At 37.8% G+C, this 15,481-nt stretch carries 14 protein-coding genes; 7 read left to right on the top strand and 7 right to left on the bottom strand.

The window, feature by feature from the left end:
- Positions 1–7: 7 nt before the first annotated feature.
- On the bottom strand, positions 8–1,060 hold the full coding sequence (gene opp1C / locus IGJ52_RS03755; RefSeq protein WP_002355787.1) for an oligopeptide ABC transporter permease Opp1C: 1,053 nt from the start codon (positions 1,058–1,060) through the stop codon (positions 8–10).
- The gene (opp1B, locus tag IGJ52_RS03750; RefSeq protein WP_002381304.1) at positions 1,060–2,001 is read right to left on the bottom strand and encodes an oligopeptide ABC transporter permease Opp1B; all 942 of its coding nucleotides are present in this window, start codon (positions 1,999–2,001) and stop codon (positions 1,060–1,062) included. Before opp1B ends, opp1C begins: the two co-directional genes overlap by 1 nt.
- Positions 2,002–2,091: 90 nt before the next feature.
- On the opposite strand from opp1B, the gene IGJ52_RS03745 reads away from it, so the two are divergent.
- Entirely contained in the window at positions 2,092–2,442 is a 351-nt protein-coding gene (locus tag IGJ52_RS03745) for a DUF3899 domain-containing protein (RefSeq protein ID WP_002355784.1), read from the top strand.
- Between the two features lie 78 nt (positions 2,443–2,520).
- On the opposite strand, the gene opp1A is transcribed toward IGJ52_RS03745, so the two are convergent.
- Positions 2,521–4,191 carry an oligopeptide ABC transporter substrate-binding protein Opp1A gene (gene opp1A, locus IGJ52_RS03740; protein WP_010816372.1) on the bottom strand — a complete coding sequence of 557 codons (1,671 nt, stop codon included), beginning with the start codon at positions 4,189–4,191 and terminating at the stop codon, positions 2,521–2,523.
- A 243-nt stretch (positions 4,192–4,434) separates the two neighbouring features.
- On the opposite strand from opp1A, the gene IGJ52_RS03735 reads away from it, so the two are divergent.
- From IGJ52_RS03735 to fni, 6 genes are all read left to right on the top strand, one after another.
- Positions 4,435–5,508, top strand: coding sequence for an FUSC family protein (locus IGJ52_RS03735; RefSeq protein WP_002383344.1), 1,074 nt, complete (start codon positions 4,435–4,437; stop codon positions 5,506–5,508).
- Positions 5,505–6,140 (top strand): pentapeptide repeat-containing protein, encoded by a 636-nt coding sequence (locus tag IGJ52_RS03730; protein ID WP_438791919.1) that lies wholly within the window; start codon positions 5,505–5,507, stop codon positions 6,138–6,140. The genes IGJ52_RS03735 and IGJ52_RS03730 overlap by 4 nt, the downstream gene beginning before the upstream one ends.
- Before the next feature lie 269 nt (positions 6,141–6,409).
- Positions 6,410–7,354, top strand: a complete 945-nt coding sequence (gene mvk, locus IGJ52_RS03725) for a mevalonate kinase (protein ID WP_002383342.1) — start codon at positions 6,410–6,412, stop codon at positions 7,352–7,354.
- Positions 7,354–8,349, top strand: coding sequence for a diphosphomevalonate decarboxylase (gene mvaD / locus IGJ52_RS03720; RefSeq protein WP_002355778.1), 996 nt, complete (start codon positions 7,354–7,356; stop codon positions 8,347–8,349). Before mvk ends, mvaD begins: the two co-directional genes overlap by 1 nt.
- 2 nt (positions 8,350–8,351) lie before the next feature.
- Positions 8,352–9,458 (top strand): phosphomevalonate kinase, encoded by a 1,107-nt coding sequence (locus tag IGJ52_RS03715; protein ID WP_002355777.1) that lies wholly within the window; start codon positions 8,352–8,354, stop codon positions 9,456–9,458.
- Positions 9,442–10,485: a type 2 isopentenyl-diphosphate Delta-isomerase gene (gene fni, locus IGJ52_RS03710; protein WP_002403711.1), complete on the top strand. Its 1,044-nt coding sequence runs from the start codon at positions 9,442–9,444 to the stop codon at positions 10,483–10,485. The genes IGJ52_RS03715 and fni overlap by 17 nt, the downstream gene beginning before the upstream one ends.
- Before the next feature lie 44 nt (positions 10,486–10,529).
- Here fni and adhE read toward each other — a convergent pair whose 3' ends face one another.
- From adhE to tgt, 4 genes are all read right to left on the bottom strand, one after another.
- A complete protein-coding gene (adhE, locus tag IGJ52_RS03705) occupies positions 10,530–13,127 on the bottom strand; it encodes a bifunctional acetaldehyde-CoA/alcohol dehydrogenase (RefSeq protein WP_368552649.1) in 2,598 nt (865 codons plus the stop codon).
- Between the two features lie 155 nt (positions 13,128–13,282).
- On the bottom strand, positions 13,283–13,588 hold the full coding sequence (locus tag IGJ52_RS03700) for a post-transcriptional regulator (protein ID WP_002383337.1): 306 nt from the start codon (positions 13,586–13,588) through the stop codon (positions 13,283–13,285).
- A 261-nt stretch (positions 13,589–13,849) separates the two neighbouring features.
- Positions 13,850–14,248 (bottom strand): preprotein translocase subunit YajC, encoded by a 399-nt coding sequence (gene yajC, locus IGJ52_RS03695; RefSeq protein WP_002383336.1) that lies wholly within the window; start codon positions 14,246–14,248, stop codon positions 13,850–13,852.
- A gap of 60 nt (positions 14,249–14,308) precedes the next feature.
- Positions 14,309–15,454 carry a tRNA guanosine(34) transglycosylase Tgt gene (gene tgt, locus IGJ52_RS03690; protein WP_002355772.1) on the bottom strand — a complete coding sequence of 382 codons (1,146 nt, stop codon included), beginning with the start codon at positions 15,452–15,454 and terminating at the stop codon, positions 14,309–14,311.
- Positions 15,455–15,481 lie beyond the last annotated feature (27 nt).

Here is a 15,481-nt window from a genome sequence, read left to right as displayed (position 1 = left end):
ACCACTCTTACTCTTTCATCTTAGGATCAAATGCGTCACGTAACCCATCAGCTAACAAGTTGAAACAAATCATGATAACTGAAAGTGTTGCCGCTGGAATCCACATTAAATATGGAAGGAAACGGAAAGTTTTGTATCCTTCGTTTAACAAGGTTCCTAAAGATGCGGTTGGTGGACGTAAGCCTAACCCAATAAAACTTAGGAACGCTTCAAAGAAAATTGCCGATGGGATACTGAACATCATTTGGACAATAATGACACTTGAGATATTCGGTAAAATATGTTTAATAGCAATTTTCCAACGAGATTCGCCCAATGTTTCTGCTGCCATGACAAACTCTTGGTCTTTTAGTTTCATGGTCTGGGCTCGCACAATCCTGGCCATTGATATCCAGTTTGTAATAACCATGGCTAAAACAATCGAAACAATCCCTGGATCAAAGACTGTTAGCATCAAGATCATAACAACTAAGTTAGGAATACCAGAAAGAACTTCTAAAATACGTTGCATTACTGTATCGACACGACCGCCGACTAACCCGGAAATCAGTCCATACGTTACCCCAATCGTAATATCTAGAATTGCCGCAATAAACGCAATTAATAAGGAAATACGTGTTCCCATAAATAAACGACTTAGGACATCACGACCTAAACCATCTGTTCCTAGATAAAAGTTTACATTATCTGGAACGTTTGCTTGTGCATATTTATCAACTAATTGACCAGCAACTGTTGTTTTACCATTTAAACCATTCACGCTTTCCAAGCCAGGAATTCGTGGTGGTAAGTTAATGTAAGAAACATTTTGTTTCGTTGGGTTATGTGGTGAAACCCAAATGGTAATAATAGAGATAAAGATAATAACTGCTAAGAAACTCATTGAGATAACTGCAGCTTTATTCTTTTTCAAACGACGCCATGAGTCTTGTAAGAAACTTAAAGACGGTGTGGCAATACGCTCTCTTTCTTTTAGAGTTGAAGTGTTTAGAGGCTGAAACTCATCTGCCGGAATATCTTTAATCGCTTGTGGTAGATTATTTTTATTGACTGTTTCCATTAGCCTTTTGCACCTCCTGATACGCGAATTCTTGGATCAATTAAACCATAAAGTAAGTCAACAATCAGAATTACAACAACTAACATTGTTGAATACAAAATAGTTACTGCCATAATTGTTGGATAGTCGTTTGTCATAATTGATTTTACAAACTGTTCCCCAATTCCAGGGATGGCAAAAATATTTTCTACTACTAAAGAACCTGTCATTAAACCAACGGCTAAAGGTCCTAATAAGGTAATCAATGGAATTAAACTGTTTCTTAACCCGTGGCGGAATGCAACTTGCCAGCGACTCAAGCCTTTTGCTTTGGCTAATTCGACATAATCACTATGCAAGACCTCTACCATCTCGGTTCGAATAAACCTAGCCGAATCGGCCATTGGACTCATTGCCAAGGCAATAGTTGGTAAAATTGTGTAGGCAAAACCATTCCACATAGCAATTGGTAAGATTCTTAATTTCATTGCAAAAATGTATTGTAATAATACCGCGAAAACAAAGTTTGGAATAGAACGACCTAAAATGGCTAACAATGTTGCCAACGTATCTACCCAAGTATTTTGACGCATCGCTGCGATAATCCCCAATAAAATACCGACTAACGTACCAAAGATAATCGCTTGTCCTCCCAGTTGAAGGGACGGCCCAATTCGACCAGCTAATAACTTAGCAACAGGTTGGTTTTTAAATTGGAATGAAATACCAAAGTCTCCCGTTACCAGGTTCTTTAAGTAAATTCCGTATTGAACAATCACTGGTTTATCTAAGCCAGATTGTTTATTCAACATAGCGATTGTTTCTGGACTAAGTTTTTCTTGGTTGGTATAAGGCGTACCTGGTAATAATTGCATTAAGAAAAACGTAATCGTTGCGATTAACCACAAAGTGATAATCATGAAAAAGATCCGTTTAAGAAAATATTTTCCAAAACTATTCAATAATGACACCTCCGAGATTTTTTTGACTTCCTCAGTTATTTTCGTTAAAGTAATGACTAGATAGACCACAATAATAGATAGGGTGAACACATGAAAACTTTTAAATGGCCAATTATTACAGCCGTTATTTCCAGTATCGGCATTTTTCTTTACTTATTAATAAGTAAAGAACCTATCACTACCTCCTCATTATCAGATACCTTCTTTATCGTTTCGCTTTTCTTTTTAATTATCGGCATTGCTTTATGGATTATGTCCTCTGGCTTTTTCGATAACTTTCAGCGCTCAATGAAAAACGCGTTTCGTTTTAAAAAGAAAAATGAACCGAAAGAGTTTATCCCGCTTTCAGTCATTGGCGATGCACATCGCTCTTTCTGGCTAAAAACTGGGGGCATCTTACTGATTCTGTCTTTAGGCTTTCTACTATTTTACTTGGTCTAAGACAAGATAGCAAGAGGACCGTTGCCTTTTATTCCATGGCAAAGGTCCTTTTTTGTTTGCTATCGATCTTTTGTCAGGTTATTCTGAAATGTATGCCCATTTGTAGTCATACGTTGCGCCAGCAGGATGAACTGCGACATCTTTGACTTTTTCAGCACGTAAATGCGCTTCTGATTTTTGGAATAATGGTACCACACCCATGTCTCCCATAATCGTTTTCTCTGCATTTAACATATCATCCCAACGTTTTTCAGGATTTGTCGCATCTGCGCTACTTGCTGCTTTCACTAACTTGTCAAACTCTGGATTGTTATAACGTCCACGGTTATATGAGTTATCTGAAGCAAATAAGTCTAAGAAACTACTTGGATCAGCATAGTCAGCACTCCAACCACCGATTACTGCATCAAAGTCGCCTTTGTTTGAACGATCTAAACGAACAGAGAATGGAACCGGACTAACCGTTACCTTCACACCATCTAAAGCATCTTGAATTGACCCTTGAACAAATTCAACTGTTTTCTTAGAAGAATCTGCATCTGAAGAAAGAATATCCATTGTTAAGGTTGAAATCCCCAATTCTTTTTTCGCTTTTTCCCAGTATTCTTTAGCTTTTTTCGTATCATATTCAATTTGACTACCTGCTTCTTTAGCAAAGTCTTTGCCGCCACTTGGGTCTTTTGCCATATCTGCTGGTACTAAACCGTTTGGCTCGATAGAACCATCCCCTAAGATTGATTCAACTAACGCTTTACGGTCGATTGAGTAAGAAATTGCTTTACGTAAGTTCGCATTTCTAAATGGTGATTTTTCATCACGTTGATTTAGTTCCATATATTGTGTTGATGCTTCTTTTTGACTAACAAAAGCTGGGTCATTGGCCATTTGTTGGGCTAATTCACCAGAAAGAACGACATCGTCTGTTTGACCATCTTGGAACAAGTTCAACGCGGTTGGTGATTCTTTCACGACATTCACATCTACTGAGTCCAGTTTCACTGTGTCTTTATCCCAATATTGATCGTTTTTCTTGAATGACCATTTTGTATCTGTACCAGGACCATCAAAGCCGTCTAAGACGAATGGACCATTGTAGACAGCACTTTCGCTGTTTGATGCATAATTTTTACCATATTTTTCCACAATATCTTGACGTTGCGGGAAGAATGATGGGAAAGCTAATAAGTAATCAAAGTATGGTGTTGCTTTTTCTAAAGTGATTTCTAATTCTGTATCACTGACTGCTTTAATTCCTAATTCTGATTTATCTTTTTCCCCTTTAGCAATGGCATCACCATTTTTTACAGAGGCATACAGATAAGCATATTCAGAAGCTGTCGCTGGATCAACTGTTCGTTGCCATCCATAAACATAGTCATTCGCAGTCACTGGTTTACCGTCTGACCATTTTGCATCTTTATTTAATTTAATTTTGTATGTTAGTCCATCTTCAGAAACTTCTGCTTTTTCCGCTGCACCTGCAGGTTGGACTTTGTTATCTTTGTCTAAACGATAAATTCCTTCATATACATTATTTAATGCAATAAAACTAATTCTGTCTGTTGCTAGTGATAAATCAGCTGTTGGCATTTCTTGTTGTTCTGTGACACGTAAAACTTGTTCGCCACTTGCCTTACCGCCACCAGACGCACTTGAGCTATCTGACGTTCCGCCGCCTCCACAAGCCGCTAAAGTTGTTACGCTAAATAATGTAATCACACCGAATGTTAATGACTTTTTCAATTTCATAGTGTTGCCTCCTAAAATAATACAATCTGTATTTTCTGAAAAATCAGAATTTAATAATTATTTATTGCTATGGAATATATCTTACATTTTTCATATTAAAATTGCAAGTCAAAATGTTAACTTTTTTTAATTTTTCTTCTCTTCCTATCAGAAACCACTCTTTTTCTTCCTGTCTTTTATTGCAATTCTTTTGTCAGTTTTCTAAACATTATGGTAAATTAGGAAGTAAAGGAGTGACAAAATATGAAAAATTCTACGTTTTTAAAGGATTTGTTTGCTATTGATAAAGCAAATGACGAATTATTTCGGTTAGTTGGTGTCGCAATTTGTATGGCAATTCCATTATTAATTGGTTATTTTTCCAATAATTTACTCATTGGGACCTTTGGCTCGATGGGCATTTATACGTTTATTTATTATCAGCCGCTTCCTTTGCCTCAATTATTGCGCAGACTGAATATTGTTGGCTTTTTTATTGTTCTGGGCAACAGCTTAGGAATGCTAAGTCACCATGTACCTTGGTTGATTCCTATTACAATTGCCATCGTCGCTTTTTTTGCACGCTTACTTTTTAGATTGTATGGCATTGAGAAGCCTGGTGCTTTGTTAGTTATCATGTCAACCGCAATGGGAACAAGCAACAATTTTCCTTTACATAAGATTCCCATCATGGCCAGTTTTGTTCTTTTAGGAGTAGTGACCGGCATTATCATGGGCATTGTGCTTCATTTCATCGACAAGCGCCCCTACGTTTTTCAAAAACGGATGTCTCTTCAAGAACGACTTTATATTGATCCCGCTTCTTTATTAGATGCTTTGCATTATGCGGCCATTTTATTTTTAGCGGCTTATTTAAGTCAATCGCTTCATTTAGTCAACGCTTATTGGATGACGTTTACTTGCGCAGCCATTTTACAAGGGGAAAATTTACATTCTGTGATGCAGCGAAATGTTCAACGGATTCTAGGTACGAGTCTTGGTTTGTTGCTTTCTGCAATTTTATTAATGATTCCCTTTACACCTTTACAAACAATCGGTATCATTAGTATTCTATATGCAGCTTTTGAAGGATTCATTAACAGAAACTATGCGATTGCCAGCTTTTTTATTACCCCGATGTCCTTATTATTATCAAATCTTGCACGACAGCAAGTCATTAGTAATCTTTTAAACTATCGATTAGTCGGGATTGTGTTAGGTAGTTTACTTGGTTTTGCCGGCGCTTATGTTTTCACAACTGCGCTACGTTTCTATAATCGGGCCTACTCAATTGATGAAACCTTTGAAAATCAACAAGAAGAAAGAGGTGTTTTATGAAAATAACTTATCCCTTGTCACCAAATCTACCAGAACAACTTCCTCTATTAACGAACTGTCAATTAGAAGATGAGGCAATCTTAGAAAATCATTTGTATCAGCAGATTGATTTACCGAATCAAGAAGTTCGTAACTTAGTCTTTCGGGATGCTGTTTTCGATCATCTTTCATTAGCAAATGGCCAGTTTGCTTCTTTTGATTGTAGTAATGTGCGTTTTGAAGCTTGCGATTTTTCTAACGTCGAATGGCTGTCTGGCAGTTTTCATCGAGTGACTTTCCTTCGTTGCAATTTGACAGGAGCGAATTTTGCAGATAGCTATTTAAAAGATTGTCTGTTTGAGGATTGCAAAGCCGATTATGCTTCTTTTCGTTTTGCAAATTTTAATCTTGTTCACTTTAATCAGACTCGTTTAGTCGAAAGTGAATTTTTCGAGGTCACCTGGAAGAAACTCCTTCTAGAAGCTTGCGATTTAACCGAAAGTAATTGGCTAAATACTTCTTTAAAAGGATTGGATTTTTCCCAAAACACCTTTGAACGCTTGACTTTCTCGCCAAACTATTTATCAGGTCTTAAAGTCACCCCTGAACAAGCCATTTATTTAGCAAGTGCCCTTGGTTTGGTGATTACCTAAGAAAATTTTAAAAAAATAGCCGAATAACTGGTTCTGTCGGTTCTTTCTTATTAAATTGTTATTAATTTTTTGGAAAAACCAACGGAACCATTTTACTTGTGCCTTATTTTTAGGTAAACTATCTTAGGTTAAGCAATCTCTTTTTTTGGAACAAGAGAAACTTTTGGAATCATTTCCTATAAATCATGAAGAGATTATGACAAACGTTCTTCTAATCCAAGAACGTCTTTTGTCCTATACTCGATTCTACTCAAAAGGAATGTCAGTGAATGAATATAAAAAAACAAGGCCTCGGTCAAGCGACGGGAAAAATCATTTTAATGGGGGAACACGCCGTTGTTTACGGCGAACCAGCAATCGCCTTTCCTTTTCAAGCGACAGAAATCACAGCCGTCTTTACCCCGGCAAAAACTATGCAGATTGATTGTGCATATTTTACAGGATTGCTTGAAGACGTGCCCCAAGAGCTAGCAAATATCAAGGAAGTTGTTCAGCAAACCTTACATTTTTTAAAGGAAGATACAGTTAAAGGCACTTTGACCTTAACAAGTACGATTCCCGCTGAACGAGGAATGGGTTCAAGCGCAGCAACCGCTGTGGCCATCGTTCGAAGCCTTTTTGATTATTTTGATTACGCTTATACATATCAAGAATTGTTTGAGCTTGTTTCTTTAAGTGAGAAAATTGCTCATGGCAATCCTAGTGGTATCGATGCCGCAGCAACAAGCGGCGCTGATCCATTATTTTTTACTAGAGGATTTCCGCCCACACATTTCTCGATGAATTTATCTAATGCCTACTTAGTAGTAGCTGATACGGGAATTAAAGGTCAAACACGTGAAGCCGTGAAAGACATTGCGCAGCTAGCTCAAAATAATCCCACCGCAATCGCTGAAACAATGAAACAATTAGGTTCTTTTACTAAAGAAGCAAAGCAAGCGATTTTACAAGATGATAAACAAAAATTAGGTCAGCTAATGACGTTAGCGCAAGAGCAACTCCAGCAATTATCCGTCAGCAACGATATGCTGGATCGACTAGTGGCTCTCTCTTTAGAACATGGCGCTCTAGGAGCAAAATTAACCGGCGGCGGTCGCGGTGGCTGTATGATTGCCTTAACAGATAATAAAAAGACCGCACAAACCATTGCACAGACTTTAGAAGAAAATGGAGCTGTTGCTACATGGATTCAATCATTAGAGGTGAAAAAGTAATGCTTTCAGGAAAAGCACGAGCGCATACAAATATTGCTCTGATTAAATATTGGGGAAAAGCCAATGAAGAATACATTTTACCAATGAATAGTAGTTTATCATTAACATTAGATGCCTTTTACACAGAAACAACTGTGACATTTGATGCCCATTATTCAGAAGATGTATTTATTTTAGATGGTATCTTGCAAAACGAAAAACAAACAAAAAAAGTCAAAGAATTTTTGAACCTTGTTCGTCAACAAGCCGATTGTACTTGGTTTGCAAAAGTGGAAAGTCAAAATTTTGTGCCTACTGCAGCTGGTTTGGCTTCTTCAGCGAGTGGTCTAGCTGCTTTAGCAGGGGCCTGTAACGTAGCCTTAGGATTAAATCTTTCAGCAAAAGACTTATCACGTTTAGCGCGACGTGGTTCAGGTTCTGCTTGTCGCAGCATTTTTGGTGGTTTTGCTCAATGGAACAAAGGCCACTCTGATGAAACTTCGTTTGCTGAAAATATTCCAGCCAATAATTGGGAAAACGAATTGGCCATGCTCTTTATCTTAATTAACGATGGCGAAAAAGATGTTTCCAGCCGTGATGGAATGAAACGAACAGTAGAAACTTCTAGCTTTTATCAAGGTTGGTTGGACAATGTGGAAAAAGATTTATCCCAAGTTCATGAAGCAATTAAAACAAAAGACTTCCCTCGTTTAGGAGAAATCATTGAAGCCAATGGGTTAAGGATGCATGGAACCACCTTAGGCGCTGTCCCTCCATTTACTTACTGGTCCCCAGGCAGCTTACAAGCGATGGCTTTAGTTCGCCAAGCACGGGCCAAAGGAATTCCTTGCTACTTTACAATGGATGCAGGTCCGAATGTCAAGGTCTTAGTCGAAAAGAAAAACTTAGAAGCATTAAAAACATTTTTAAGTGAACATTTTTCAAAAGAGCAGTTAGTCCCAGCTTTTGCTGGTCCCGGAATTGAATTGTTTGAAACGAAAGGAATGGATAAATAAGCATGATTGAAGTTACTACGCCAGGAAAGTTATTTATTGCAGGAGAATATGCCGTTGTTGAACCTGGCCACCCTGCCATTATCGTTGCTGTGGATCAATTCGTAACTGTAACTGTCGAAGAAACAACAGATGAAGGCAGTATTCAATCTGCACAATACAGCTCGTTACCTATTCGCTGGACACGCCGAAATGGTGAGCTTGTATTAGATATTCGCGAAAATCCTTTTCATTATGTTTTAGCGGCGATTCATCTAACTGAAAAATATGCGCAAGAGCAAAACAAAGAATTGTCATTTTATCATTTAAAAGTGACGAGTGAATTAGATAGTTCAAATGGACGAAAATACGGTCTTGGTTCAAGCGGTGCAGTAACCGTTGGAACTGTCAAAGCCTTGAATATTTTTTATGATTTAGGTTTGGAAAATGAGGAAATTTTCAAATTATCAGCATTAGCTCACTTAGCCGTTCAAGGAAATGGTTCTTGTGGAGATATCGCTGCCAGCTGTTACGGGGGTTGGATTGCCTTTTCAACCTTCGATCATGATTGGGTCAATCAAAAAGTAGCCACTGAAACATTAACTGATTTGTTAGCAATGGACTGGCCTGAATTAATGATTTTTCCGTTAAAAGTACCGAAACAACTACGTTTACTAATTGGCTGGACAGGTAGCCCTGCGTCCACTTCAGACTTAGTTGATCGAGTCCATCAATCAAAAGAAGAAAAACAAGCGGCTTATGAGCAGTTCTTAATGAAAAGTCGGCTTTGTGTCGAAACAATGATTAATGGCTTTAACACAGGAAAAATTTCTGTTATTCAAAAACAAATTACTAAAAATCGCCAATTGCTCGCCGAATTATCTTCACTGACTGGTGTGGTAATCGAAACAGAAGCCTTGAAAAATCTTTGTGATTTGGCTGAATCTTATACAGGAGCTGCGAAATCTTCTGGCGCTGGCGGGGGCGATTGTGGGATTGTAATTTTCCGCCAAAAATCCGGGATTTTACCATTAATGACTGCTTGGGAAAAAGACGGAATTACCCCACTGCCACTTCACGTCTATACCTATGGTCAAAAGGAGTGTAAGGAGAAGCATGAATCGAAAAGATGAACATCTATCATTAGCTAAAGCGTTCCACAAAGAAAAAAGTAATGACTTTGATCGTGTGCGTTTTGTTCACCAATCGTTTGCTGAATCCGCTGTTAACGAAGTGGATATTTCCACTTCGTTTCTTTCTTTTCAGCTTCCCCAACCTTTTTATGTCAATGCAATGACAGGTGGTAGTCAGCGTGCAAAAGAAATTAATCAGCAATTAGGCATTATTGCCAAAGAAACTGGCCTTTTAGTTGCGACAGGATCTGTCTCGGCAGCGTTAAAAGATGCTAGTTTAGCGGATACGTATCAAATTATGCGAAAAGAAAACCCAGATGGACTCATTTTTGCCAATATTGGTGCAGGTTTGGGTGTGGAAGAAGCAAAGCGAGCGCTTGATTTATTTCAAGCGAATGCCTTACAAATCCATGTAAATGTGCCCCAAGAATTGGTCATGCCTGAAGGAGATCGTGATTTCACTAATTGGCTAACCAAGATTGAAGCTATCGTACAGGCCGTTGAAGTGCCTGTCATTGTCAAAGAGGTTGGCTTTGGCATGAGCCAAGAAACCTTAGAAAAACTCACCTCTATCGGCGTTCAAGCAGTGGATGTGAGCGGCCAAGGCGGAACGAGTTTTACACAAATTGAAAATGCCCGGCGGAAAAAACGCGAACTTTCTTTCTTAGATGATTGGGGGCAATCAACGGTTATCTCTCTTCTGGAATCACAAAATTGGCAAAAGAAACTAACTATTCTCGGCTCTGGCGGTGTGCGTAACTCTCTTGATATTGTCAAAGGACTCGCTTTAGGTGCCAAAAGCATGGGAGTTGCTGGGACTATCTTAGCTTCCCTTATGAGTAAAAATGGTTTAGAAAATACCTTAGCCCTTGTACAGCAATGGCAAGAAGAAGTGAAAATGCTTTATACTCTTTTAGGAAAAAAGACGACAGAAGAATTGACGAGTACCGCACTTATCCTCGATCCAGTTTTAGTTAATTGGTGTCATAACCGTGGTATCGACAGCACTGTTTTCGCAAAACGTTAAAGAGACCAGAACATTAATGTTCTGGTCTCTTTATTTGAGTTCTTTTATCCTACATAAGCATCTAAGATAATTTGTTTTAGTTCACTAATTAATGGTTCTTTCGGATTTGCAGTTGTACATTGGTCTTCATATGCAAGTTCTGCCATACGATCAACTGTTGTGTCTAATGTTTCTTGTGAGACACCTTGGGCTTTCAAGTTCATGTCAATTCCGACTGATTTACCTAAGTCTGCTACTGCTGTTGCTAAAGCTTCTACTAATTCTGCGGTAGTATTTCCTTTTAAGCCTAAGAATTTTGCAATGTCTGCATAATCAGTATCGGCGCGGAAGTAATCATATTTAGGGAACATTGCGTGTTTTGATGGATCTTTCGCATTGTAACGAATAATATGTGGTAATAAAATCGCATTTGTACGACCATGTGGAATGCCATATTCCCCACCAATTTTATGAGCAATAGAGTGACAAATACCTAAGAATGCATTAGCAAATGCCATCCCTGCCATGGTTGATGCATTATGCATTTTTTCGCGAGATTCCATATCTGGACGTTTCACTGAATTTTCTAAATGATCGAAAACTAACTTGATTGCTTGTAAACTTAAACCACGTGTGTAATCTGAAGCCATCACGGAAACATAAGATTCAATAGCATGTGTTAAAACATCCATACCTGTATCTGCAGTGACTGAAGCTGGCACAGACATTACGAACTGTGGATCAACAATCGCTACATCTGGTGTTAACGCATAGTCTGCTAACGGATATTTCACGTGTGTTTCACTATCAGTAATAACGGCAAATGGTGTAACTTCTGAACCAGTTCCTGAAGTAGTTGGGATACAAACAAATTGTGTTTTTTCTGGTTTGGCAATTTTATATGTCCGTTTGCGGATATCTAAGAATTTTTGTTTTGCACCAAAGAACTCTGTATCTGGGTGTTCATAGAACATCCACATGCCTTTCGCCGCGTCCATTGCAGAACCGCCACCCAAAGCAATCACTGTATCTGGTTGGAAATCAACCATCATTTTGGTACCTGCATAAACAGTATTTGTTGATGGGTTTGGTTCAACATCAGAAAATACTTCGATTTTCACATCATTTTTACGTTTTTGTAGCTCTTTACGTACGATATCTGCATAGCCAAATTGAACCATACCTGGGTCACAAACTAACATGACACGTTCAACATTTTCCATTTTTTGTAGATATTGTAAAGAATTTTTTTCAAAGAAAATTTTTGGAGGTAATTTAAACCATTGCATATTATTTCTCCGTTTCGCTACCGTTTTAATATTAATTAAGTTAATGGCTGATACGTTTTTAGAAACAGAGTTTTTCCCGTATGAACCACAACCAAGTGTTAAGGATGGAATCATTTCGTTATAAATGTTACCGATACCGCCTTCTGCTGATGGAGTATTCACTAAAATACGACAAGCTTTCATACGTAAACCAAAAGCAACTTGTAACTCTTCATCTTCTGTATGAATTACTGCTGTATGTCCTAAACCACCTAAGTTTAACATCGCTTCACATAGTTCAAAAGCATGCTCTGCATTGTTTGATTTCATCATTGCTAAAACTGGCGATAATTTTTCTCTTGATAATGGATATTCTGGACCTGCACCTTCTAATTCAGCGACTAAAATTTTTGTGCCTTTTGGTACACTAATTCCTGCTAATTCAGCAATTTTTTCTGCAGAGTTACCGACAATCGCTGGTTTTACTGCGTATTTGCCTTCATTCATCACTGCATCTTCTAGTTTTTGTAATTCATTCGGTTTCACGAAGTAAACATTGTGTGCTTCAAACTCAGCTTTGACAGAAGCATAAATTTCTTTATCCACAATGACCGCTTGCTCAGAAGCACAAATCATTCCATTATCAAATGATTTTGAAACAATTAAATCATTAACCGCACGTTTTACTTTAGCCGTTTTTTCAATATAAGCTGGTACGTTCCCAGGACCAACGCCTAGTGCTGGTTTACCTGTTGAGTACGCAGATTTTACCATGCCTGCGCCACCAGTTGCTAAAACAATGGCAATCCCTGGATGATTCATCAAAGCAGATGTTGCATCAATCGATGGTTGTTCAATCCATTGAATACAATTTTCTGGTGCACCTGCTGCAATCGCCGCATCCCGTACAATACGTGCCGCTTCTGCCGAACATTTTTGTGCGCTAGGATGGAAAGCAAAAACAATTGGATTTCTTGTTTTTAAGGCAATTAGTGATTTAAAAATAGTTGTTGACGTTGGGTTTGTTGTTGGTGTGACCCCACATACCACGCCAACTGGCTCAGCAATTTCCATTAAACCGGTTTGTTCGTCTTTGTTAATTACACCCACTGTTTTATCATGTTTAATATTATTCCAAATGTATTCAGATGCATACATATTTTTGATTGCTTTATCTTCATAGATTCCACGGCCAGTTTCTTCGACAGCCATTTTTGCTAAAGGCATATGTTGGTCTAACGCCGCCATCGCCATTTGATGGACAATGTGATCTACTTGTTCTTGTGTAAAATCTTCCATTGCTTTTAAAGCGACATTCGCTTTTGTTGCTAATTCATCAATCATTGATGAAACATCAACTGTTTCTGTCTTTTCTTTTTTTACTGTTTTAACCATGTTCATCCTCCTAAGAGTTTCATTTTAAAAAAACTTTGTTAACTATTTCACATTCACATCATACAACATAAAATGGATCTTGTAAATAGTTTTTGTGATATTTTTCACAACTATTTATAATTTTTTTATCTCAAAAAAAAGACCTATTCTTTTTTCTAGAATAAGTCTTCAATATCATGCCAGTCCCTTAAAGGTTTTTTTGATGTCTGTGCCAATAATTGTTGATAGTCAAAAAATTCATTTGGCTTAACCTTCTGAATGTCTTTACGACAGTCTTTGACAGATAAATGGGTTTGTTTTTTCCAACGATAGGTGAGTAAATAAGTCAATAAATCTTCTTCGTTGATGGAAGAATAACCTAGTTCACGAAAATTTTGGCACTTCTTTTTAATACTTTTATTGAGCATTTTTTGTTGTAACCAACTTAATTTTTCCTTTGTCATGGGCTCTTCTCCTTCCAACCAAGCGAAAGATTGCTCACTATTTAACTATCTTCAAACATTATAAAAAGGAACCTTTTTTGTAAACTTAATAGTTAAAAAGGACTTAGGACGTAAGTCCAAATGACCTACCTTCCTAGTCCTACATTTTAAGATAAACGACACGAGCGGAATAGGAATTATCTCTTCTTATTGGCTTTCTCGCGTGACTACTGGTCACAGTTTCGCCTTTGAAAAGCCTGTTCCGCTCTCTTTAACCATTAAATGAATCAGTTGATTCGTTTAGTCTTTCTTTTCTTTTGAAGGATCTGATGTTTCAGGAACTTCAGTTACTTCTTCTGTGACTGTCTCTTCAACTTCTGTGACTGGTACACTAGTTACTGCTGAATCATTTGTAACAGCAGTTCCAGGTGTTACAGTTCGAATTGCTGCACGGTCAAATTCTAAGACAATACCTTCGCAATCGATTAAAACTGTTTTTTCGTTGATTTCACTTAAAACACCATGTAAACCACCAATTGTGACAACACTATCGCCAGTTTTCATTGCGTTTAGTTGTTTTTGACGTTCTTGCTGTTGTTTCTTTTGAGAACGTGTCATGAAAAACATCATTCCTCCTAGAAGGACTAATGTAAAAATCATTGTAAATCCGCCACCCATTTGTTTCACCTCACTCTGCATTATTCACACTACTAACTGTATCAAAAAAATGCTTGAAGAACTAGTTTTTTCCTCTAATTTTTAGAAACTTTTTGCATTCGCTTTATTAAAGCCATATTCTTCAAAAAACGCTTGTCGGAATTCTAATAAATTGTCGTCCATAATTGCTTGACGGACATTTTTCATTAAGTCTAACAAGAAGTATAAATTATGATACGATGTTAAACGGATTCCGAATGTTTCATCACATTTAATCAAATGACGAATATAGGCCCGCGTATAATTACGACAAACATAACAATCACATTTCTCATCAAGCGGACGAAAATCTCTTGCATATTGGGCATTTTTAACAACCAAGCGACCTTGTGAAGTCATACAAGTACCATTGCGCGCAATACGTGTTGGTAACACACAATCAAACATGTCAATCCCACGAATCACTCCATCAATTAATGAATCAGGGGCACCCACACCCATTAAGTAACGTGGTTTATTTTCTGGAATTAACGGTGTCGTAAAGTCTAAGACTCGGTTCATTTCTTCCTTAGACTCACCAACAGATAAGCCACCAATCGAATAGCCAGGAAAATCCATACTCACTAAATCTTTGGCACTTTGACGACGTAAATCTTCAAATCCCGCACCTTGAACAATACCGAATAATCCCTGTCTATCAGGATTCGCATGGGCTTTTAAGCCACGCTCAGCCCAACGAGAAGTCCGTTCAATCGAGCGTTTGACATACTCATAGCTTTCATCAAATGGTGGACATTCATCAAAGCTCATCATAATATCTGATCCTAATTTATTTTGAATATTGATCGCTTTTTCTGGAGAAAGGAACATTTTTGAACCATTTAAATGATTTCTAAAATGCACACCTTCTTCTTCGATTTTCCGCATATCACTTAATGAGAAGACTTGGAAGCCACCTGAATCAGTTAAAATAGGTTGATCCCAGTTCATAAATTTGTGTAAACCGCCTGCTTCTTCGACTAAATCTTCACCTGGGCGTAACCATAAATGGTAAGTATTACTTAAAATAACACCGGCACCCATTTCTTTTAATTCTTCTGGTGACATTGTTTTAACTGTCGCAAGTGTACCTACCGGCATAAACATTGGTGTTGGAAATGTGCCGTGAGGAGTAATTAATTCACCTAAACGCGCACCTGTGTGTTTATCTTTTTTAATTAAACGATAACGAATGGCTGGTTCCGTCATTCATTTCCCTACTTTCTACTATAATTT

This window comes from Enterococcus sp. DIV1758 (assembly GCF_051711985.1).
Taxonomy (GTDB): domain Bacteria; phylum Bacillota; class Bacilli; order Lactobacillales; family Enterococcaceae; genus Enterococcus; species Enterococcus faecalis.
This window is presented reverse-complemented; position numbering and strand designations above follow the sequence as displayed.